This is a genomic window from Rhodococcus antarcticus, from assembly GCF_026153295.1.
Lineage (GTDB): Bacteria > Actinomycetota > Actinomycetes > Mycobacteriales > Mycobacteriaceae > Rhodococcus_D > Rhodococcus_D antarcticus.
In genome coordinates, this window is sequence record NZ_CP110615.1 from 739,643 (window position 1) to 761,582 (window position 21,940).

The 21,940-nt window shown below is 72.9% G+C and carries 16 protein-coding genes and 1 tRNA gene; 9 read left to right on the top strand and 8 right to left on the bottom strand.

Going from position 1 to position 21,940, the window contains the following annotated elements; genetic code table 11:
• Positions 1 to 60: 60 nt before the first annotated feature.
• The 4 genes from RHODO2019_RS03710 to RHODO2019_RS03725 are packed head-to-tail and all read left to right on the top strand — an operon-like array spanning position 61 to position 3,447.
• A complete protein-coding gene (locus tag RHODO2019_RS03710; RefSeq protein WP_265383683.1) occupies positions 61 to 1,155 on the top strand; it encodes an ABC transporter ATP-binding protein in 1,095 nt (364 codons plus the stop codon).
• Complete coding sequence (locus tag RHODO2019_RS03715; protein WP_265383684.1) at positions 1,152 to 1,805, top strand: ABC transporter permease; 654 nt, start codon at positions 1,152 to 1,154, stop codon at positions 1,803 to 1,805. The genes RHODO2019_RS03710 and RHODO2019_RS03715 overlap by 4 nt, the downstream gene beginning before the upstream one ends.
• The gene (locus tag RHODO2019_RS03720) at positions 1,802 to 2,539 is read left to right on the top strand and encodes an ABC transporter permease (protein WP_265383685.1); all 738 of its coding nucleotides are present in this window, start codon (positions 1,802 to 1,804) and stop codon (positions 2,537 to 2,539) included. Before RHODO2019_RS03715 ends, RHODO2019_RS03720 begins: the two co-directional genes overlap by 4 nt.
• 23 nt (positions 2,540 to 2,562) lie before the next feature.
• A complete protein-coding gene (locus RHODO2019_RS03725) occupies positions 2,563 to 3,447 on the top strand; it encodes an ABC transporter substrate-binding protein (protein WP_265383686.1) in 885 nt (294 codons plus the stop codon).
• A gap of 138 nt (positions 3,448 to 3,585) precedes the next feature.
• Here the strand turns inward: RHODO2019_RS03725 and RHODO2019_RS03730 are convergent, their stop codons facing one another.
• The 8 genes from RHODO2019_RS03730 to RHODO2019_RS03765 all read right to left on the bottom strand — a co-directional run bounded on the left by RHODO2019_RS03730 (position 3,586) and on the right by RHODO2019_RS03765 (position 15,303).
• Complete coding sequence (locus RHODO2019_RS03730; protein ID WP_265383687.1) at positions 3,586 to 3,774, bottom strand: DUF6104 family protein; 189 nt, start codon at positions 3,772 to 3,774, stop codon at positions 3,586 to 3,588.
• A 31-nt stretch (positions 3,775 to 3,805) separates the two neighbouring features.
• The gene (locus RHODO2019_RS03735; protein WP_265383688.1) at positions 3,806 to 7,630 is read right to left on the bottom strand and encodes a multifunctional oxoglutarate decarboxylase/oxoglutarate dehydrogenase thiamine pyrophosphate-binding subunit/dihydrolipoyllysine-residue succinyltransferase subunit; all 3,825 of its coding nucleotides are present in this window, start codon (positions 7,628 to 7,630) and stop codon (positions 3,806 to 3,808) included.
• 112 nt (positions 7,631 to 7,742) lie between these two features.
• The gene (locus RHODO2019_RS03740) at positions 7,743 to 11,471 is read right to left on the bottom strand and encodes an ABC transporter ATP-binding protein (RefSeq protein ID WP_435532170.1); all 3,729 of its coding nucleotides are present in this window, start codon (positions 11,469 to 11,471) and stop codon (positions 7,743 to 7,745) included.
• Positions 11,472 to 11,527: 56 nt separating this feature from the next.
• Positions 11,528 to 12,310, bottom strand: a complete 783-nt coding sequence (locus RHODO2019_RS03745; RefSeq protein WP_265383689.1) for a DUF2705 family protein — start codon at positions 12,308 to 12,310, stop codon at positions 11,528 to 11,530.
• Positions 12,307 to 13,392 (bottom strand): ATP-binding cassette domain-containing protein, encoded by a 1,086-nt coding sequence (locus RHODO2019_RS03750; protein WP_265383690.1) that lies wholly within the window; start codon positions 13,390 to 13,392, stop codon positions 12,307 to 12,309. The genes RHODO2019_RS03745 and RHODO2019_RS03750 overlap by 4 nt, the downstream gene beginning before the upstream one ends.
• Positions 13,393 to 13,500: 108 nt before the next feature.
• A tRNA-Arg gene (locus RHODO2019_RS03755) sits at positions 13,501 to 13,575 on the bottom strand.
• 83 nt (positions 13,576 to 13,658) lie between these two features.
• Positions 13,659 to 14,375 carry a DUF305 domain-containing protein gene (locus tag RHODO2019_RS03760; protein ID WP_265383691.1) on the bottom strand — a complete coding sequence of 239 codons (717 nt, stop codon included), beginning with the start codon at positions 14,373 to 14,375 and terminating at the stop codon, positions 13,659 to 13,661.
• Between the two features lie 16 nt (positions 14,376 to 14,391).
• The gene (locus RHODO2019_RS03765; protein WP_265383692.1) at positions 14,392 to 15,303 is read right to left on the bottom strand and encodes a thioredoxin-like domain-containing protein; all 912 of its coding nucleotides are present in this window, start codon (positions 15,301 to 15,303) and stop codon (positions 14,392 to 14,394) included.
• Positions 15,304 to 15,484: 181 nt separating this feature from the next.
• On the opposite strand from RHODO2019_RS03765, the gene argS reads away from it, so the two are divergent.
• Genes argS through thrB form a run of 5 tightly spaced genes read left to right on the top strand, consistent with a single transcriptional unit; the run spans position 15,485 to position 21,867 of the window.
• Positions 15,485 to 17,137, top strand: a complete 1,653-nt coding sequence (argS, locus tag RHODO2019_RS03770; protein ID WP_265383693.1) for an arginine--tRNA ligase — start codon at positions 15,485 to 15,487, stop codon at positions 17,135 to 17,137.
• Positions 17,134 to 18,552: a diaminopimelate decarboxylase gene (lysA, locus tag RHODO2019_RS03775; protein WP_265383694.1), complete on the top strand. Its 1,419-nt coding sequence runs from the start codon at positions 17,134 to 17,136 to the stop codon at positions 18,550 to 18,552. The genes argS and lysA overlap by 4 nt, the downstream gene beginning before the upstream one ends.
• On the top strand, positions 18,549 to 19,850 hold the full coding sequence (locus RHODO2019_RS03780; RefSeq protein ID WP_265383695.1) for a homoserine dehydrogenase: 1,302 nt from the start codon (positions 18,549 to 18,551) through the stop codon (positions 19,848 to 19,850). Before lysA ends, RHODO2019_RS03780 begins: the two co-directional genes overlap by 4 nt.
• On the top strand, positions 19,847 to 20,944 hold the full coding sequence (gene thrC / locus RHODO2019_RS03785) for a threonine synthase (protein WP_435532171.1): 1,098 nt from the start codon (positions 19,847 to 19,849) through the stop codon (positions 20,942 to 20,944). The genes RHODO2019_RS03780 and thrC overlap by 4 nt, the downstream gene beginning before the upstream one ends.
• Entirely contained in the window at positions 20,941 to 21,867 is a 927-nt protein-coding gene (gene thrB, locus RHODO2019_RS03790) for a homoserine kinase (RefSeq protein WP_265383696.1), read from the top strand. Before thrC ends, thrB begins: the two co-directional genes overlap by 4 nt.
• Positions 21,868 to 21,940 lie beyond the last annotated feature (73 nt).

The window sequence follows — 21,940 nt, forward strand, 5'->3', positions numbered from 1 at the left end:
CTCCCCACGGAGGCCGGCGAGGCGCCCCCGACGGCTGTTCCTCAGAGGAGGAAGCCCACGGTGATCGAGTACAAGGGCGTTACCAAGCAGTACCCGGACGGCACCACCGCCGTCGACACGCTCGACCTGACGGTGTCCGACCGCGGCATCACGGTGTTCGTCGGCCCCTCGGGGTGCGGCAAGACCACGTCGCTGCGGATGATCAACCGGATGGTCGAGCCGACGTCCGGAGCGGTGCTGCTCGACGGGCGGGACGTGATGGACGGTCCGGCCGCTGCCCTCCGCCGCGGGATCGGCTACGTCATCCAGCAGGCCGGGCTGTTCCCGCACCGGAGCGTGCTGGACAACGTCGCCACCGTCCCGGTGCTCTCCGGCCAGAGCAAGAAGGCTGCCCGCACGCGGGCGGCCGAGCTGCTGGAGATCGTCGGGCTCACCCAGGAGATCGGCAGGCGCTACCCCGCGCAGCTCTCCGGTGGGCAGCAGCAGCGCGTGGGCGTGGCCCGGGCGCTGGCCGCTGACCCGCCCGTGCTGCTCATGGACGAGCCGTTCAGCGCCGTCGACCCGGAGGTCCGCGAGCGGCTGCAGGACGAGCTGCTGCACCTCCAGCTCGACCTGGGCAAGACCATCGTGTTCGTCACCCACGACATCGACGAGGCCGTCCGCCTGGGCGACAAGGTCGCGGTGTTCCGGCAGGGCGGGGTGCTCGCCCAGTACGACACCCCCGCCGAGATCCTGTCGCGCCCGGCCGACGACTTCGTGGCGGGCTTCGTCGGGCGTGACCGCGGCTACCGGGGCCTGAGCTTCACCGACGACGACGGCCTCGACGTGGAGCCGCTGCCCACCGTCGAGGTCGGCGGCACGGCCCCCTCGGCGGGGTGGACCCTGGTCACCCGGGACGGCGTGCCCGCGGGCTGGGCGCCGCCGGGCTCGGGCACCGAGGCGGGCCAGCTCGTCCCCGGCGGATCCCTGCACACCCGGGGTGGGGCGCTGCGCTCGGCCCTGGACGCCGCCCTCAGCTCGCCCAGCGGGCTCGGCATCGTCGTCGGCGCCGACGGGCGGGTGGTGGGAGCGGTCCGTGCGGGCCAGGTGCTGGAGCGCATCGACGCCCACCGTGCGCTCGAGGAGAGCCAACCGACCCCGGTGGCGGGCTCGTGAGGGAGTACCTGTCCAACGCGATCTACCGGTCGCAGCTGATCGACCTGTTCTTCCAGCACATCTACCTCGCCCTGCTGCCGGTCCTGCTGGCGGTGGTGATCGCGCTGCCGCTCGGGTGGGCCGCGCACCTCAACCGCACGGCCACCGCGGTCATGCTGGGCGTCTCCAGCGTCGTCTACACGATCCCGTCGCTGGCGCTGTTCATCATCCTGCCGCTCGCGATCGGCACGGCCTTCACCAGCACCATCAACATCGTCATCGCGCTGACCCTCTACACGGTGGCCCTGCTGGTGCGCACCGTGGTCGACGCGCTGGAGTCGCTACCGGGTCCGGTCCTGGCCGCGGCCACCGCGATGGGCTACCGGCCGCTCCGGCGTGCCGTCACCGTCGAGCTCCCGATGGCCATCCCGGTGCTGGTCTCCGGCCTGCGGGTGGCGGTGGTCAGCAACGTGAGCCTGGTCAGCATCGGTGCGCTGCTGGGCAGCGGTGGCCTCGGTCTGCTGTTCATCTTCGGGCTCAACCGCAGCTTCGTCGCTCCGCAGATCGCTGCCCTGGTGCTCAGCGCCCTGATCGCGCTGGTCGCGGACGCGCTGCTCGTGCTGGCCCAGCGCCTGGCCACGCCGTGGCTGCGCGTCAGGAGCGCATCGTGAGCTTCCTGGACACCCTCGTCACCACGTTCCACCTGCTGACCACCCGCGACCGCTACCTGGGCACCGACGGGATCGGCCGCTACCTGCTCCAGCACGTCGAGTACACCGTGGTGTCGCTGCTCATCGCCGTGCTGATCGCCGTCCCGCTGGGCGCCGTCATCGGCCACACCGGGCGCGGGGCCTGGTTCGTCGTCGGTACCTCGACCGCACTCCGTGCGCTGCCGAGCCTCGGGGTCGTGGTGCTGCTCGTCAGCACCCAGGGGATCAGTGCCACCTGGCTCGTGCTCACCCTGGTGGTCCTGGCGATCCCGCCGGTGATGCTGGGCACCCTCGCCGGCGTCGCCGGGGTGGACCCGGACGTGGTGGACGCGTCCCAGGGCGTCGGCATGACCGGTCGCCAGGTCCTGCTGCAGGTGGAGCTGCCCAACGCCATGCCGGTGCTCGTCGGGGGGGTGCGCACCGCGGCGCTGCAGATCGTGGCGACCGCCTCGATCGCCGCCATCGTCGGTTTGCAGGGCCTGGGCCAGCTGGTCATCAACGGTGTCTACAACCGTGACGTGCCCCAGGCCATCGCCGGCGCCATCCTCATCGCCCTGCTCGCCGTCGCCGTGGACCTCGTCCTCGCCGGTGTCCAGCGCCTCCTCGTGCCCACCGGTGTGCAGCTCCTCGCGGGTCCGCGCCGCACCCCGGTCCTCCTCCGTCGCGGACCCGCACGAGAAGGGACACCCGCATGAGAAGGACACATGGAGTGCGCGCCGTGGCGCTGCTGGCGACCGGGGCCGTCGTGCTCACCGCCTGCGGCAGCTCGTCGGACGCACTCGGCGGGGGGCAGGCCACCCAGGACAAGGTCATCGTCGCCTCGGCGAACTTCCCGGAGAACGAGCTCATCGCCGAGATGTACGCCGGGGCCCTGGAGTCGGCCGGAATCACGGTCGAGAAGAAGCTCAACATCGGTGCTCGTGAGCTGTACGTGCCCGCCATTCAGAACGGTGAGATCTCGGTGGTGCCCGACTACACCGGCAACCTCCTCCTGCTGGAGGACACCAAGGCCACGGCGGCGAGCTCGGCCGACGTGTACACCGCGCTCAAGGCCGCGCTCCCCGCCGACCTGAAGGTCCTGGACTACTCCCCGGCCGAGGACAAGGACGCGCTGGTGGTCACCCCGGCCATCGCCGCGCAGTACAAGCTCAAGTCGATCGAGGACCTCACGCCGGTGTGCAGCCAGCTGGTGGTCGGCGCCTCGGCGTCGTTCCCGCCGCGGCAGGCCGGTCTGGTCGGCATCACGGAGAAGTACAGCTGCACCTTCAAGGAGTTCCGCTCCCTGGACACCGGTGGGCCGCTCACGCTGAACGCCCTGCTGAACAACGACATCCAGGTGGCGGACCTCTACACCACCGACTCCAACATCCCCGACAACAACCTCGTGGTCCTCGAGGACCCGAAGAACGTGTTCCCGGCCCAGAACGTCGTCCCGCTGTACAAGGACGGTTCGCTGTCGGACGCGGCGAAGCAGAAGCTCAACGACGTGTCGAAGGCGCTGGACACCGCCACGCTGACGACGCTGCTGCGCCAGGTGACCACCGACAAGATGCCGGCCCAGACCGTCGCCATGAAGTGGCTCAAGGACAAGGGCCTGGTCTAGCCCCACCGCACGCACGACGGAGCCCCGGTCACGCTCGTGACCGGGGCTCCGTCGTGCGTGGGAGGTGCGTCTCCGGCCGGCGGGTCCGCCGGCGCGCGGGTCGTCCCGGCACGGCACGAACCGTGGCGTGACCGGGGATCAGTCGTCGAGCTCGTCGGACCCGTCGTCGTCGCGCGCCAGGAACGTCGCGAACCGGTCCGCGGCATCCTCGAACTCCGGGTGCAGGTCCACGAACACCCGCAGACGTCCCGCGAGCCACTCCAGGCTCACCTGCTCGCCACCGCGACGGGACTCCAGCTCCTCGATGCCCCGGTCGGTCGCATACATCAGCGACCTCCCGCAGCACGTGGCCGCCGGCTCACGCGAACGCCGCCCGGATCAGCTCCTCCTGCTCGACGGCGTGCACCTTGGACGAGCCCGCCGACGGTGCGGCCATCGCGCGACGGGAGACCCGGGTCAGCCGCGGCAGCACGTCGCCCAGCAGGTCCGGCAGCGCCAGCCCGAAGAACGGCCAGGCCCCCTGGTTCGCGGGCTCCTCCTGCGTCCAGCGCACCTCGGTGGCGCTCGGGTAGCGCTCGAGCATGGCGGCCAGGCGCTTGCGGGGCACCGGGTACAGCTGCTCCACCCGCACCACGGCGGTGTCGGTGATGCCGTCCTTGGCCTGCTTGGCCGCCAGCTCCCAGTAGAGCTTGCCGCTGCACAGCACGATCTTGGTGACGGCCGACGGGTCCGCGACGTTCGGGTCGTCGATGACGGACATGAACTTCCCCTCGGTGAAGTCCTCCACCGCGCTGACCGCAGCCTTGGACCGGAGCATCGACTTCGGGGTGAACACCACGAGCGGCCGGTGCACGCCGTCGGTGGCGTGCCGGCGCAGCAGGTGGAAGTAGTTCGCCGGGGTCGAGGGCACCGCGACGGTCATGGAACCCTCCGCGCACAGCAGCAGGAAGCGCTCGATGCGGCCGGAGGTGTGGTCCGGGCCCTGGCCCTCGTGGCCGTGCGGGAGCAGCAGCACCACGTCGCTGCGCTGGCCCCACTTGGCCTCGCCGGAGGAGATGAACTCGTCGATGATGCTCTGCGCACCGTTGACGAAGTCACCGAACTGCGCCTCCCACAGGACCATCGCGTCCGGGTTGCCCACCGAGTAGCCGTACTCGAAGCCCACGGCTGCGAACTCGCTCAGCGCCGAGTCGTAGGCGAGGAACTTGCCCTCGGCGCCGCTCAGGTTCTGCAGCGGGGTGTACTCCGCACCCGTGCGGCGGTCGATGACCACCGAGTGGCGCTGGGTGAACGTGCCGCGCCGGGTGTCCTGGCCGGAGAGCCGCACCGTCTTGCCCTCGAGCACCAGGGAGCCGAGCGCGAGGAGCTCGCCGTAGGCCCAGTCGACGCCCCCCTCCACCGACATCTTCGCGCGACGCTCGAGGACCGGCTTGACCCTCGGGTGTGCGGTGAAGCCCTCGGGCAGGCGGACGTGGGCTTCACCGATCGTGCGCAGGACGGAGGCGTCGACGGCGGTGCGCACGCTCGCCGGCACCACCTGGTCCTGCTCGACCGAGGGGCTGGGCTTGGCCGTGTACTTCTCCAGGTCGCGCACCTCGTTGAACACGCGCTCCAGCTGGCCCTGGTAGTCGCGCAGGGCGTCCTCGGCCTCCTTCATGGAGAGGTCCCCACGGCCGATCAGGCTCTCGGTGTAGCTCTTGCGGACGCTGCGCTTGGTGTCGATCACGTCGTACATCGCCGGCTGGGTCATCGACGGGTCGTCGCCCTCGTTGTGGCCGCGGCGGCGGTAGGAGATGAGGTCGATCACCACGTCCTTGCCGAACGCCTGGCGGAACTCCACGGCGATCCGGGCGACCCAGACGCAGGCCTCGGGGTCGTCGCCGTTGACGTGGAAGACCGGCGCCCCGATCATCTTCGCGACGTCGGTGCAGTACTCGCTGGAGCGGGAGTGCTCGGGCGCGGTGGTGAAGCCGACCTGGTTGTTGACCACGATGTGCACGGTGCCGCCGGTCCGGTAGCCCCGCAGCAGGGCCAGGTTCAGGGTCTCGGCGACCACGCCCTGGCCCGCGAAGGCAGCGTCCCCGTGCAGCATCAGGGGCAGCACGGTGAAGCCGGACTCACCCATGTCGATGACGTCCTGCTTCGCGCGGACGATGCCCTCGAGCACCGGGTCCACGGCCTCGAGGTGCGAGGGGTTGGCGGTCAGCGACACGGTGACCTCGTTGTCGCCGAACATCTGCATGTACTTGCCCTCGGCGCCGAGGTGGTACTTCACGTCCCCGGAGCCGTGCGCCTGGGTCGGGTTCAGGTTCCCCTCGAACTCGCTGAAGATCTTCGAGTAGGGCTTGCCGACGATGTTGGCGAGCACGTTGAGCCGACCCCGGTGCGGCATGCCGATGACGACCTCAGCGAGCCCGGCCTCGGCGGAGGCGTCGAGCACCGTGTCCATCATGGGGATGACCGACTCGCTGCCCTCCAGCGAGAAGCGCTTCTGCCCGACGTACTTGGTCTGCAGGAAGGTCTCGAAGGCCTCGGCCGCGTTGAGCTTGCTGAGGATGTACTTCTGCTCGGCGGTGCTGGGCTTGGTGTGGGGGGCCTCGACGCGCTCCTGGATCCAGGCCTGCTGCTCGGGCTCCAGGATGTGGGTGTACTCGACCCCGGTGGTGCGGCAGTAGGAGTCGCGCAGCACGCCCAGGACGTCGCGCAGCTTCATCCGCGCCTTGCCGTTGAACCCGCCCACCGGGAACTCGCGGTCGAGGTCCCACAGCGTCAGGTCGTGGTTGAGCACGTCGAGGTCGGGGTGGTTGCGGATGCCGTAGGACAGCGGGTCGGTGTCGGCCATGAGGTGGCCGCGGTTGCGGTATGCCTCGATGAGCTCGAGCACGCGGGCGGTCTTGTCGACCTCGCCCTCGGGGATGTCCTGGCGCCAGCGGATGGGCTCGTAGGGGATGTGCAGCGAGGCGTAGACGCGGTCGTAGAAGTCCTTCTCGCCCAGCAGGAGCTGGTGCACGGTGCGCAGGAAGTCGCCCGACTCCGCGCCCTGGATGATCCGGTGGTCGTAGGTCGAGGTGAGCGTCATGACCTTGCCGATGCCGAGGTCGGCCAGGCGCTGCTCGCTCGCACCCTGGAACTCCGCGGGGTACTCCATGGCGCCGGCACCGACGATCGTGCCCTGGCCCTGCACCAGCCGCGGCACCGAGTGCACCGTGCCGATGGTGCCGGGGTTGGTGAGCGAGATGGTGGTGCCGGAGAAGTCCTCGGCGGTGAGCTTGCCCTCGCGCGCCTTGCGGACCACGTCCTCGTAGGCGGACCAGAACTGCTGGAACGTCATGGTCTCGCAGTTCTTGATCGCGGCCACGACCAGCGAGCGGTTGCCGTTCCTGCCGGGCAGGTCGATGGCGAGGCCCAGGTTCACGTGCGCCGGCTGCACCACGGTGGGCTTGCCGTCGACCTCGGCGAAGTAGCGGTTCATCGACGGGAAGTCGTTGACGGCCTGGACGATCGCGTACCCGAGCAGGTGGGTGAAGGAGACCTTGCCGCCACGGGTCCGCTTGAGGTGGTTGTTGATGACCACGCGGATGTCGGCCAGCAGCTTGGCCGGCACGGCGCGCACGCTCGTCGCGGTGGGCACGCTGAGCGAGGCGCTCATGTTCTTCGCCACGGCGGCGGACGCGCCGCGCAGGACGGTCGAGGTGGGCTGCGCCTCGGTGTTCTCGGGCGGCGGACCGGCCGGGGCGGTGGTGGTCGGGTCCATCGGTGCGGAGGACTTGGCCGGCACGCTCGGGGTGGACGCGGGCCGCGCGGGGGCCGGCGGGGCGACCGTCGCCCGGATGGTCGGGGCGGCGGCGGGACTGCTCTGCACGGAGGCCTTCGGGGTGGTCTTCGGGGCGGGGGACGGCGCGGCTGCTGCGCTGCCGTCGTCGGCGGGCGCCGCGCTGGGGGTGGAGGCGGCGCCGGCGGTGGTCGCGGTGACGGGCCGGGTGCTGCTGGAGCGCCGCGAGCCGTTGGGACGCCCGCCGTTGTGAGCAGCCTCACCACCTCCCCCGGCGCTCTCGGGGGAGTAGTCGGCCAGGAACTCGTGCCAGGCCGGGTCCACGGAGGAGGGGTCCTCCTGGAACTTGGTGAACATCTCGTCCACCAACCACTGGTTGGAGCCGAACTGGGAAGCGGAACTGCTGGACACGGACGGTGTCGCCTCGTTTCGTGCTCGATGCCTGGCTGACTGCGCTCGGCGTCCGAGGTTAGTCCTCCGAGGCAGGAGCGTGGGGCAGGGGGACTCCCGCCGCGGCGCGGGCTCAGACCGCGGCGACCACGGCGCCGGAGCGCCACAGGCGGGCGTAGTTGCCGTCCGCGGCGAGGAGCTGGGTGTGGGTGCCCTGCTCCACCACCCGGCCGCCGTGGACCACCACCACGAGGTCGGCCCGGGCGGCCGTGGCGAGGCGGTGCGCGACGACGACGGCGGTGCGGCTGCGGGCCAGGCGGTCGCTCGCGTCGAGCACCGCAGCCTCGGTGGAGGGATCGAGCGCCGCGGTGGCCTCGTCGAGCAGCAGCAGGTCCGGGTCGACGAGCTCGGCGCGGGCCAGGGCGACCAGCTGGCGCTGCCCGGCGGAGAGCCCCTGCCCCCGCTCGCCCGTCGGCTGGCGCAGTCCCGAGGGCAGGGCCCCGAGCACGCCCAGCGCGCCCACGTCGCGGACGGCCGCCTCGATCTCCGCGCGGGTCGCACCGGGACGGCCGAAGGCGATGTTGCTGGCCACGTCCCCGGTGAACAGGTGCGCCTCCTGCGGCACGACCCCGAGCCGGTGCCGGTAGCCGGCCAGGTCGAGCTCGCGGACGTCCGTGCCGTCGACCAGCACCGCACCGGCGGTGACGTCGTAGAAGCGGGCCAGCAGCTTCACCACGGTCGACTTGCCCGCCCCGGTCTCGCCGACGAGGGCGACCGTGGTGCCGGCCGGGATGTGCAGGTCCACGTCGGTCAGCGCGTCCGTGTCGGCCCCGGCGTAGCGGAAGCTCACCCCGCGCAGCTCCACGTCGCCCCGCAGGTGCGCCGGGACCGCGCGGGGGTGCTCGGCGGCCAGCACGGTCGTCGGGGTGCGCAGCAGGTCCCCGATCCGGGACAGCCCCACCCGCGCCTGCTGGTAGCCGTCGAACACCTGGGAGAGCTGCTGCACGGGCGTGAAGAACAGCCCGAGGTAGAGGACGAAGGCGGTGAGCGCACCCGCGGACGTCTCACCGGAGGCGACGCGTCCGGCGCCGACGAGCAGCACCCCGGCCTGGGCTGCGTCGGCGAGCAGGCCCACGAACGGGAAGAACACCGAGATGGCCGTCTGCGCGCGCATCCGGGAGCGCCGGTAGTCCGCGCTGCGACCGACGAAGCGCTGCGCGGAGCGGTCCTCGCGCACGTAGGCCTGGGCGGTGCGCATGCCCGCGACGTTCTCCTGCAGGTCGGCGTTGACGGTGCTCACCTTTTCGCGCGCCTCGGTGTAGGCCACCGAGGACCAGCGGCGGAACACCCACGTCGCCACCAGCAGCACCGGCAGGACGGCCAGCGCCAGCCCGCCCAGCGTCGCGTCGAGCAGCAGCAGCGCCACGGAGATGCCCACGACGGTGATGACGCTGACGACGGCCGTGGCCAGGCCGGTCTGCAGGAACGTCGAGAGCGCGTCGACGTCGGTGGTCATCCGCGTCATGATCCGGCCGGCCAGCTCGCGCTCGTAGTAGTCCAGGCCCAGGCGCTGCAGGTGGGCGTAGCTGCGCACCCGCAGCGCGTAGAGCACCCGCTCGCCGGCCCGCGCGGTGAGCACGGTCTGCACCGCCACCACCAGCCAGTCGGCGGCCACCACCACCAGGCCCAGGACGGCCGCGACCTGCAGCGCACCCACCGAGCCGCCCACCACTCCCGCGTCGATGGCGTGCTTGACCAGGGAGGGGAAGGCGATGGTGGCGCCGGCGTCCAGCGCCACCAGGGCGACGACGCCGGCGAGCGCCCACCGCACCGGGCGCAGCAGGGAGCTCAGCGCGAACGCGGGGTCGGGGGCCCGCAGGTCGGTGCCGTCGAGCCCGGGGGAGTCGGTGGCCGGCGGCAGGGCGGCAACGGCGGCGGCGAGTCCCGGGGTGAGCGGAACCCCGGCCAGCGCCCCGCTGATGGTGCCGCCGCCGCCCCCGCCGGTGGGGGCGTGCCGGTGCTCGACGCTGGTGTCGGCGACCTCGGGCCACAGCTCGCGACCGGTGTCGATCGTGGTCAGCGCCTCGTCGAGCCCATCGCCCGGTCCGGCGAGCAGGGCGCGGAACAGGGCGCAGCGGCGGGTCAGCTCGGCCTCGGTGCCCACGTCGAGCACGGCACCGTCCTGGAGCACGGCGATGCGGTCGGCCAGCTGCAGGGTGGAGCGTCGGTGGGCGACCAGCAGGGTCGTGCGCTCGGCGGTGACGGCGCGCAGGGTCTCCTGGATGGCGGCCTCGGTGGTGGCGTCCACCGCCGAGGTGGCGTCGTCGAGCAGCAGCACCCGGGGGTCGGTGATGAGCGCGCGGGCCAGGGCGATGCGCTGGCGCTGCCCGCCGGAGAGGGTGAGCCCGCGCTCGCCGACCACGGTGTCGTAGCCCAGCGGCAGGGCCCGCACGAACTCGTCGGCCTGGGCCATGGCGGCGGCCGCCCGGACCTGCTCCAGCGTCGCGTCCGGCCGGCCGTAGGCGATGTTCGCGGCCACGGTGTCGGAGAACAGGAACGCCTCCTCGAACACCACGCCCACCGCCGAGCGCAGCGAGTGCAGCTCGAGCTCTCGCACGTCCACCCCGCCCAGGCGCACCGAGCCGGTGTGCACGTCGTAGAACCGCGGTAGCAGCAGCGACACGGTGGACTTTCCCGAGCCCGCGGGGCCGACCAGGGCCAGCGTCTCCCCGGGAGCCACGTGCAGGTCCACCCCGCGCAGCACGGGTTCGCCGGGGGTGTAGCCGAAGCCCACCCCGTGCAGGTCGAGGGCCACCGGTCCGTCGGGCAGCGGCCGTGCGTCGGGGGCGTCGGTCACCTCGGGCTGGGCGTCGGTCACCTCGAAGACCCGCTCGACGGCGGCGCGGGCGAGCTGGGCGCTGACGATGAGCGCGGCCAGGGTGCGGGCCACCCCGGCGAGCGCGGTGACGTAGGTGGCGAAGGCGAGGAAGGTGCCGACGGTGATCTCCCCCCGCAGGGCGAGGTAGCCGCCGAGGGCGATGACCCCGACGAGCCCGAGCTGCGGCAGCGCGGACAGCGTGGGGGCGAAGCGGGAGTTCAGCCGCGCCACGCGCAGCCGCTCGGCGTACAGGGTCCGGGCCGCGCCCTCGAGCTCGGTCACCGCGCGCTGCTCCTGGCCGAACCCCTTCACCACCCGCACCCCGGTCACGGTCTCCTCGACGTGCTGGGCGACGTCCGCCGCCCGCTGCTGGGCCGACCAGGTGGCGGGGAACAGGGAGCGGCGCGACACCGCGGCGGACACCCCCACCAGGGGCGCCACGACGAGCGCGACGACGGTGAGCAGGGGGGAGAGGTACACCATGGCGGCGATCGAGATGGCCAGCTGGAGCAGCGAGCCCAGGGCCAGCGGGACGATCGCGAGCAGTCCCTGGACCAGCTGCAGGTCGGTGATGGAGCGCGAGACCACCTGCCCGGTGCGCAGCCGGTCCTGGGCCGCCCCGTCCAGGCGCTGCAGGGCCAGGAAGACCGCGGTGCGCAGGTCGTGCTGGACGTCGAGGGAGAGCCGGCCCGCGAGGTAGCGGCGGGAGAACAGCGCACCGAACTTCAGCAGCGCGAGCACCAGCAGCGCGACGACCACGGGGGCGACCACGCCGGTGGTGCCGGCCACCGCCCCGTCCACGGCACGGCGCGTGAGCAGCGGGACCGTGGCCTCCGTGCCCGTTCCGATCGCCGAGACCACGAGTGCACCCACGACCAGGCGGGGGTGGCGCCAGCACGCGGCGACGAGGCGCCGTGACCACGAGGCCGCGGGTGGGGTCGGGTCCGACGGGAGAACTGCTCGGGTGGACTGCGCGACACTCACTGGTGCGAGGTTAGCCCGGCGCGGCCGCGCCGCCCGCCGGGACGCGTGGGCCCCGCTCAGCCCACGTCGCGCACCCGGTTCAGGGCCCACCCCCCGGTGCACAGCGCGACCGCCCACCCCGCGAGGGTCAGCAGCCCGCCCCACCACGGCAGGAAGGTTCCGTCGCTCTCGACGACGACGCCGACCAGCGCACCCAGGGTCGCCTGCTGGGGGAGGAGCTTGGTGACCTCCCCGGCCCCGGCCGAGCTCAGCAGCGCGCTGACCAGGAGCTCGCCGAGCAGGTAGTAGACGACGATGCCGATGGACGAGCCGACCGAGCTGGCGAGCACCGTCCCGAGGCCCGCGCCGAGCAGCGTCCAGAGCACGGTCACGGCCATCGCCACCAGCAGGAACCCGACCACCTGGCCGTCCACGCCGGGCAGCGGGCCGTCGCTGACGAGGGCGATGAGCGCGAGGGTGACGATCTCGACGACCACCGCGTAGAGCAGCCCGACCAGTGCGCTCACCGCCAGCTTGGCCGCCAGGGAGCGCCCTCGGGAGCTGGTCGTCAGGAACGTGGTGGTGATCGTCTTGTGCCGGTGCTCCCCCGAGGAGTTCAGCGCACCGAAGATCGCGGCGAACATGAGGAGGAAGTACAGCGCCGTGAACAGCCCGATGACGCTGCTGAAGCCCGCCCCGCCGAGGTCCCCGCCGCCGGCGCCACTGCCGGCACCACTGCCGAACACGGCGAGGGAGAAGGAGCCGGCGAGCACGCCGACGGCCAGCGGGCCCAGGCCCATCGCCCACCAGAGCTTGACGGTGAAGGTCTTGCGCAGCTCCGAGCGCAGCAGGTCGGTCACCACGACTGCCCCCGACCCTGGTGCCGGCCCTGCGGCGGGCCGTACCCGGGGGGAGCGCCGTAGCCCTGCGGCGGGCCGTACCCCGGGGGAGCGCCGTAGCCCTGCGGCGGGCCGTACCCGGGCGGAGCGCCGGTGTACTGCCCGGCGGTGAGCTGCAGGAACTCCTGCTCCAGGTCCGGGTGCTCCTCGGTCATCCCCCAGATCGCGATGCGCGCCTCGAGCGCCACGGACCCGAGGTGCTGGACGTCGGCACCGGTGACGGCGAGACGACCGTCCTCGAGCACGGTCACGTCCCTGGTGCCCGCCGCGACCAGCGCCGAGTGCAGCCCGACCTGGTCCGCGCTGCGCAGCAGCACCCTCGAGCGACGCCGGCTTCCCAGCTCGGCCATGGTGCCCTCGTAGACGCGGACCCCTCGGCTCATGACCACCAGCGAGTCGACGGTCTGCTCGATCTCGCGCAGCCCGTGGCTGGACACCAGCACCGTCCGCCCGGTGCGGGCGAAGCTCTGCAGGAACCCGCGCAGCCACACGATGCCCTCGGGATCGAGGCCGTTGGAGGGCTCGTCGAGCACCAGCACCTGTGGGTCGCCGAGCAGGGCGGTGGCCAGCGAGAGCCGCTGTCGCATCCCCATGGAGAAGGCGCCCGCCTTGCGCCGGCCGGCCGAGCTGAGCCCCACGAGCTCGAGCACCTGGTCGGCGCGCGCGTCGGGGACCCCGGACGCGGCGGCGTACACGCGCAGGTGGTCGCGGGCGGAGCGGCGGGGGTGGAAACCCTGCGTGTCGAGCACCGCACCGACGGTCCGTCCCGGGTGCGCGAGACGGTGGAAGGGCACTCCGCTGATGGTGACCGAGCCGGCCGACGGGGTGATGAGCCCGAGCACCATGCGCAGCGTGGTGGTCTTGCCCGAGCCGTTGGGGCCGAGGAAGCCGGTGACCGTCCCGGGGTGGACGACGAAGCTGAGGTCGCTGACGGCGTGCACGGAGCCGAACTGCCGGGAGAGGTTCTGCACCACGATGCGACCGCTGCCGTTCTCCCGGGCGGTGGGTGCGACCGGAGCCGGGCCCGGCTGTGCGTACGTCATGTGCGTCCTCCCCGCGTCCGACCCCACGCGGTCGACCGTCGGCGGTCATCCTGCCCGAGGCGGCAGTGGGGGAGGAGGAACCGAGGTGGTGCGTGCCGCGCTGTGTGCTGGTGCCCCCGGCAGGATTCGAACCTGCGCCTACGCCTCCGGAGGGCGCCGCTCTATCCCCTGAGCTACGGGGGCGGGCCGGTGACGGCCTGCCGCTGGTGCGCCGCAACACTAGCGCACCGGCGCGGGACCTCCCGCCGCGCCGGGCGCCCGGACGCTCAGCTCGTGAGGGGCGCTGCGCCCCGCTGGGACAGCAGCTGAGTCATGTAGGTGGCTTCGGCGGACTGGGAGGAGCCGACCTGGGAGGCGAAGCTGCGCACCACCGGGTCGCCCGCCCGGTCGGAGGCGTAGGTCAGCATCTCGGCGCCGCCCTGGTGGTGGCGCAGCACGAGCTGCAGGAACAGCACGTCGAGAGAGGGCCCGGTGGCCTGCTTCAGCGCGGTGAGGTCCGCGGTGCTGGCCATCCCGGGCATCACCGCCACGGTGCCGTCGGAGCCGGCGGCCATCGACGTCCCGTTCATCGAGTGCCCACCCGCGTCCGACATCCATCCCATGTAGCCGCCCGTGCGCAGCAGCGGCTGGCCCCACAGGGAGAGCCAGCCCTGCATCTGGCCGATCTGGGTCTGCTGGGTGGAGGTGATGTCGAAGGCGAGGTTGCGCACCACCGGATCGGTCGAGCTGACCAGGGCCTGGTTGGCCATGGTGACGGCCTGGGTGTGGTGGACGATCATGTCCTGGGCGAACCCCACGTCGACGGAGTCGGTGGCCGGGATGCCGATGTCGCCGCCGCCGAGGGGAGGGCGGACCAGCGAGCCCAGCGCGAAGCCGACGGCCAGCACCGCCACGGCGGCCAGCACGAGCAGTGCCGGACGCTGTGAGCGGCGTGCGGGTCGGTCGGTGTCGTCCAGGGCGGGGACCTCTGAGAGGTCGCTCACGGTGTCCTCCGTCGGGCTACGAGGTCGGGGCTGCGGCGGTGGGTACGGCGGCGCCGGTGGGCACCGTCCCACCCGCCGACGGGGCGACCGGGGACGGCTCGGCCGAGGCGGCCCCGCCGACCGAGGCGGCACCGGTACCGTCCATCTGGACCGCGTCGGCAGGGACGGGGCCGGAGTCGGCCGGCGGCGGGTTCGTCGGGTCGAACAGCGTCGGCGAGGAGGTGTCGCAGGTCGCGCCCGGCTCGGGGTAGATGGACTGGTTGCCGCGCACGGCGCTGATGAACTCGCCGATCCGCTTGTCCGTGGGGTCGGTGAGCTTCAGCTGGCGGCCCCAGCCCTGCAGCGACAGCGGCTGGTCGAGCCCCGGGTAGGGCGACATGAGCAGGAACGGCTTGTTCTCGACCTTGCTCGCGAGCGTGGTGACCTGGTCGGCGGTGAGGTCGTCCGGGTTGTAGGTGATCCACACCGCGCCGTGCTCCAGCGAGTGCACCGCGTTCTCGCTGCGCAGGGCGTTCGGGTAGACCACGCCGTTGCAGGTGGCCCAGATCTGGTCGTGCGGACCGCCGAAGGGCGGGCTCTGGTCGTAGTTGACGCGCTGGGTGCCGGTGACGTGCACCCCGGCGGAGTAGGTCATGGAGACGACGCCGTCGATGCTCGTGGACGGGTCCGGGTTGGCCGCGCTGGGCACGAACTTGTCCGCCGCGGCCTTGCTCTGGAACTTCGGCACCAGGGCGACGGCGATGCCGGCCACCAGGAGCACCACGACGAACGCCGCGGCGATGGTCACCCAGGGGATGGTGCGCTGCTTGACCACCGAGGCCTGCGAGCCCTTGCGCGCGCCGCCGCTGCGGCTCTTGGCCGCCTGGAGCGCCTTGGCCGACTTGGCTGCGGTGGCCTTGTCGTCGTTCTTGCTGGTGCCGCTGGGCATCGGGGTGGCTGTCCTCACTCACCCGGCGCTGGAGGCCGGGCTCTCGGCGGGCGTGCACGGGTGCGTGCACGCGGGTCGGTCTCGTCGGGAGCCACTCTACGAGCACCCCTGGTCACACCTGCGTGAGCGCGGGGTGCACCGGGGCCGAGCAGCGGCGGTGGAGAACCTAGGATCGACCCCCGTGACTCCCGACGACCTCGCGCTCCTGCTCCGTGCCACCGCCGCCCGGGTGCTGGAGCGGCGCGGCCTGGACACGGGCGTGCTGCCCGAGCAGGTCGTGGTCGAGCGTCCCCGCAACCCCGAGCACGGCGACTACGCGACGAACCTGGCCCTGCAGGTGGGGAAGAAGGCCGGGGTGGACCCGCGGGAGCTGGCCGGCTGGATCGCGGCCGCGCTGGCCGAGGCCGTCGGGGTCGACTCCGCCGAGGTCGCCGGACCCGGCTTCCTCAACGTCCGGCTCTCCGCGCAGGCCCAGGGAGCGGTGGTGGCCGTGGTGCTCACCGAGGGGTCCGCCTACGGCCACGGCACGGCGATGGCGGGCACCCGGGTCAACCTGGAGTTCGTCTCGGCCAACCCGACCGGCCCGCTGCACATCGGGGGCGCTCGCTGGGCGGCTGTGGGTGACGCGCTCGGACGCATCCTCGCGGCGGAGGGTGCCGAGGTCACCCGGGAGTACTACTTCAACGACGCCGGCGCCCAGATCGACCGTTTCGTGCGCTCGCTGCTGGCCGCTGCGCTGGGCGAGCCAACGCCGGAGGACGGGTACGCGGGCGCCTACATCGCCGAGATCGCCGCCGAGGTGCTCCGGGCGCACCCCGACGCGCTCGCCCTGCCCGCCGCCGACCGGCACGAGACCTTCCGGGCCGTCGGCGTCGGGCTCATGTTCGACGAGATCCGGGCGAAGCTGCACGAGTTCGGCACCAACTTCGACGTGTACTTCCACGAGAAGTCGCTGTTCGACTCCGGCGCGGTCGAGAAGGCGGTGGACACCCTCAAGGCCAGCGGCTCGCTGTACTTCGAGGACGGCGCCTGGTGGCTGCGCTCCACCGAGTTCGGCGACGACAAGGACCGCGTGGTCGTCAAGAGCAACGGGGAGTCGGCCTACATCGCCGGCGACATCGCCTACTTCCAGGACAAGCGGGCCCGGGGCTTCGACCTGTGCATCTACATGCTCGGGGCGGACCACCACGGCTACATCGGCCGCCTCAAGGCCGCGGCCTCGGCCTTCGGCGACGACCCCGACACCGTCGAGGTGATGATCGGGCAGATGGTGAACCTGAGGTCCGGGGGCACCACGGTCAAGATGAGCAAGCGGGCCGGCACCATCGTGACCCTGGACGACCTCGTGGAGGCCGTCGGGGTGGACGCCGCCCGCTACGCGCTGATCCGGTCCTCGGTGGACTCCAACATCGACATCGACCTGGACGTCTGGGCCGCCCAGAGCAACGACAACCCGGTGTTCTACGTGCAGTACGCCCACGCGCGGCTCTCGGCGCTGCTGCGCTCGGCGGGCGAGCTCGGGATCACCTGGGACGCACCCGAGCTCGGCCTGCTCACGCACGAGCGGGAGGGCGCGCTGGTCCGCACCCTCGGCGAGCTGCCCCGGGTGGTCGCCAGCGCCTCCGAGCTGCGCGAGCCGCACCGCGTGGCCCGCTACCTCGAGGAGCTCGCGGGCACCTACCACCGGTTCTACGACTCCTGCCGGGTGCTGCCCCAGGGCGACGAGGAGCCGGCCCCGCTGCACTCGGCGCGCCTCGCCCTGTGCGCGGCCACGCGCCAGGTGCTGGGCACCGGCCTGGGCCTGCTGGGCGTCAGCGCCCCGGAGCGGATGTGAGGGCGCACCCCGCCGGCCCGCGGCACGCCGACGTCGCCCCGGCCGATGCCCGCCCCGAGCGCCCACAGTCCGCGCAGGCCGTCTCCGAGCTGCCCGTGCAGGTGTGGCCGCGCGGGGCCTGCCGTGGGGACGACGGCGTGGTCACCCTGGCCGGTGTGGACGTCCGTGAGCTCGCCGAGACCTACGGCACCCCGCTGTTCGTCATCGACGAGGACGACTTCCGCGGCCGCTGCCGCGAGATGGCGGTCGCCTTCGGTGCGCCCGAGAACGTGCACTACGCGTCCAAGGCGTTCCTCTCGGTGGAGATCGCGCGTTGGGTCGCCGACGAGGGCCTCTCGCTGGACGTGTGCTCCGGCGGCGAGCTGGCCGTGGCCCTGCACGCTGGGTTCCCCGCCGGCCGGATCGCCCTGCACGGCAACAACAAGTCCCTCGCCGAGCTCCGGGCCGGCGTCGCGGCCGGCGTCGGGTCGGTGGTCGTGGACTCGCTCGTCGAGATCGCCCGGCTCGACGCGGTGGCCGAGGCCGCCGGGCTCGTGCAGGACGTGCTCGTCCGCGTCACGGTCGGCGTGGAGGCCCACACCCACGAGTTCATCGCCACAGCGCACGAGGACCAGAAGTTCGGCTTCTCCCTCGCCGGTGGGGACGCCGCCGAGGCCGCACGCTGCGTGCTCAACGCCCCGCACCTGCGCCTGGTGGGGCTGCACAGCCACATCGGCTCGCAGATCTTCGACGTCGACGGCTTCGAGGTGGCCGCGCACCGTGTCATCGGGCTGCTGCGCGCCCTCACCGACGAGCACGGTGCGGAGAAGCTGGCCGCCCTCACCACCGTCGACCTCGGTGGCGGCATGGGCATCAGCTACACCGCCTCCGACGACCCGCCCCCGGTGGCGGAGCTCGCCGCCAAGCTGGCCCGCATCGTCGAGGCGGAGTGCGCAGCGCACGGCCTGGACCGTCCCACCATCACGGTGGAGCCCGGGCGCGCCATCGTCGGACCCGGCACCGTGACCCTCTACGAGGTGGGCACGCTCAAGGACGTGCGTCTCGGGGCCACGAGCGCCCGGCGCTACGTCAGCGTGGACGGGGGGATGAGCGACAACGTGCGCACCGCCCTCTACGACGCGATCTACGACTGCCGCCTCGTCTCCCGCGACAGCGATGCCGCCCCCGCCCTGTCCCGGGTGGTCGGCAAGCACTGCGAGAGCGGGGACGTCGTGGTCCGCGACGCCTGGCTGCCGGCCGACACCGCACCGGGGGACCTGATCGCCGTGGCGGCCACCGGTGCCTACTGCTACTCCATGTCCAGCCGCTACAACCTGCTGACCCGGCCCGCCGTGGTCGCCGTCCGCGACGGGAGCGCGCGGCTCGTGCTGCGCCGGGAGACCGTCGAGGACCTGCTCAGCCTGGAGGTCTCGTGAACACCCGTCCCATCGGAGTGGCCCTGCTCGGCTGCGGGGTGGTCGGCAGCGAGGTCGTCCGGCTGCTCACCGAGCAGGCCGACGAGCTCACCGCCCGCACCGGCGCGCCCATCGAGCTGCGTGGCATCGCCGTGCGCAAGCTCGGGAAGCACCGCGACGTGCCCGCCGAGCTGCTCACCACCGACTCGGCCGCCCTGGTGGCCCGCGAGGACGTGGACGTGGTGGTCGAGGTGGTCGGGGGTATCGAGCCCGTCCGCACGCTGCTGCTCCAGGCGCTCAGGGCCGGCCGGTCGGTGGTGACCGCGAACAAGGCGCTGCTGGCCGAGCACACCGCCGAGCTGGCCGAGGCCGCCGACGCCTCCGGCGCCGACCTGTACTTCGAGGCGGCCGTGGCCGGGGCCATCCCCATCGTGCGACCGCTGCGGGAGTCCCTCGCCGGTGACCGGATCACCCGCGTCGTGGGGATCGTCAACGGCACCACCAACTTCATCCTCTCGGCCATGGACGCCACCGGGGCGGGGTACGCCGAGACGCTGGAGGAGGCGGGCCGCCTGGGCTACGCCGAGGCCGACCCCACCGCGGACGTGGACGGCTTCGACGCGGCGGCCAAGGCGGCGATCCTGGCCAGCCTGGCGTTCCACACCCGGGTCACCGCTGCCGACGTGCACCGCGAGGGCATCCGCGACATCACCGCCTCCGACCTGTCGGCCGCCCGCGCGCTGAGCTGCACCGTCAAGCTGCTGGCGCTGTGCGAGCGGGTGCCGCAGGCGGACGGCAGCGAGCGGGTCTCGGCCCGGGTGTACCCCGCGATGGTGCCGCTGAGCCACCCGCTCGCCTCGGTGGACGGCGCGTTCAACGCCGTCGTCGTCGAGGCCGAGGCCGCCGGCCGTCTGATGTTCTACGGCCAGGGCGCCGGCGGTGCCCCCACCGCGTCGGCCGTGGTCGGCGACCTGGTGGCGGTGTGCCGCAACCAGGTGCAGGGTGGGCGCGGACCGCGCGAGTCGGCCTACGCCCAGCTGGCCGTCTCGCCCATGGGGGACACCCCCACCCGGTACCACGTGAGCATGGAGGTGGCCGACGTCGCCGGCGTGCTCGCGACGGTGGCTGGGGAGTTCTCCCGCCGCGGGGTGAGCATCTCCACCGTGCGCCAGGCCGTCCGCGGCGACGGTGCCACCCTGGTGGTGGTGACCCACACCGCGCCGGACTCCGCCCTGGCGGCCACGGTCGCGGCCCTGCACGAGCTGGAGCACGTCACGTCCGTGACCAGCGTCCTCCGAGTGGAAGGTGACACCCCGTGACCGCACCCGTGCAGGCTCCCGAGCGGACCGGCCCGATCCACCGCCCCTGGCCCGGACTCATCGAGGCCTACCGGCACCGGTTGCCGGACGCCCGCGACTGGACGGCCATCACGCTGCTGGAGGGAGCGACCCCGCTCGTGCCGGCCCGGTACCTCTCCGAGCTGACCGGGTGCGAGGTGCACCTGAAGGTCGAGGGCGCCAACCCCACCGGTTCGTTCAAGGACCGCGGCATGACCATGGCCGTGACCGATGCCTGGACCAAGGGCCAGCGCGCGGTCATCTGCGCCTCGACGGGCAACACCTCCGCCTCGGCCGCCGCGTACGCCGCCCGAGCCGGCATGACGTGTGCGGTGCTCGTGCCGCAGGGCAAGATCGCCCTGGGCAAGCTGGCCCAGGCGGTGATGCACGGCGCGAAGATCATCCAGGTCGACGGCAACTTCGACGACTGTCTCGAGCTCGCCCGCAAGACCACCGCGGAGTTCACCCAGATCGCCCTGGTCAACTCGGTGAACCCGGTGCGCATCGAGGGTCAGAAGACCGCGGCGTTCGAGGTGTGCGACGCCCTGGGCCGAGCGCCGGACGTGCACGCGCTCCCCGTGGGCAACGCCGGCAACATCACGGCCTACTGGCGCGGGTACTGCGAGTACGCCGCCGACGGCACCACCGACCGCCGCCCCCGCATGCTCGGCGTGCAGGCCGCCGGGGCCGCCCCGCTGGTCCACGGTGCGCCGGTGAGCAACCCCGAGACCATCGCCACCGCCATCCGGATCGGCTCGCCCGCGTCCTGGAACGGGGCCGTGGCGGCCAAGGAGGAGTCGCACGGGGTGTTCCGCGCGGCCACCGACGAGAAGATCCTCGAGGCCTACCACCTGGTCGCCGAGCACGAGGGCGTGTTCGTCGAGCCCGCCTCGGCCGCGAGCATCGCGGGGCTGCTGGCCGCGCACGCCGAGGGTTGGCTCACCGCGGGCAGCACCGTGGTCTGCACCGTGACCGGGCACGGGCTGAAGGACCCCGCGACCGCGATCGACGGGATGGTCGAGGTGGAGGCGATCCCGGTGGACCCGGTGGCCGTGGCCCGCGCGCTCGACCTGTGAGCGCCACGACTCTCGTCCAGGGTCGCAGCGTCACCGTCCGCGTGCCGGCGTCCTCGGCGAACCTCGGCCCCGGCTTCGACTGCCTCGGCCTCGCCCTCGGGCTGCACGACGAGGTGACCGTGACCATCGGCGCTCCGGGGGTGCGGGTGACCGTCGAGGGTGAGGGTGCCGGCGCGGTGCCCACCGACGCCACCCACCTCGTGGTCCGGGCCGTCGTGTCGGGTCTGCAGGCGGCCGGCGCGATCTCCGACGGCGCCCCCGTTCCCGGGCTGGACGTCCACTGCCGCAACGCCATCCCGCACTCGCGCGGGCTCGGTTCCTCAGCGTCTGCGGTGGTCTGCGGGCTGCGCGCGGGGGTCGCGCTGGCGGGGGTGGAACTGGTCGACGAGGTGCTCGTGCAGCGGAGCTCGGAGTACGAGGGCCACCCGGACAACGCCGCCGCGAGCGTGCTGGGCGGGGCCGTGGTGGCGTGGACCGAGATCGGCCCGAGCGGACCCCGCTACCGCGCCGAGCGCATCGAGGTGCACCCGGAGATCGTGCCGGTGGTGCTGGTACCCACCGAGCAGTCCTCCACCGAGGCCACCCGCGGGATGCTGCCCGCTCGGGTGCGGCACGCGGACGCGGCGTTCAACGCCGGCCGCAGCGCCCTGGCCGTGCTGGCCCTGACCACCCGTCCCGAGCTGCTCCTGCCCGCGACCGAGGACCGGCTGCACCAGGCGCAGCGGGCGCCCGCCATGCCGACGACGGCGACGCTGGTCGCCCGGCTGCGCGCGGCCGGTGTCGCCGCCGTGGTCTCCGGGGCCGGCCCGAGCGTGCTGGCCCTGACGCTGGGTGGGCTCGAGGAGGTGCTGTGCGGGGTGGCCCGCAGCCACGGCTGGTCGGTGCTCGAGCTGCCGGTCGCGGACGGCGTCGCGCTGCTCTGAGGCCCGCACCCGACGACACGCACGGGGGCGACGTTGCTGCTGGTCTCGGAGCCGTCTACGCTCGGAGCCGTTC

Coding starts and splice junctions, on each gene's coding strand:
- RHODO2019_RS03730 (WP_265383687.1), bottom strand. CDS start 3,774: ATGTATGCGACCGACCGGGGCATCGAGGAGCTGGAGTCCCGTCGCGGT.
- RHODO2019_RS03750 (WP_265383690.1), bottom strand. CDS start 13,392: ATGACGTACGCACAGCCGGGCCCGGCTCCGGTCGCACCCACCGCCCGG.
- RHODO2019_RS03765 (WP_265383692.1), bottom strand. CDS start 15,303: ATGCCCAGCGGCACCAGCAAGAACGACGACAAGGCCACCGCAGCCAAG.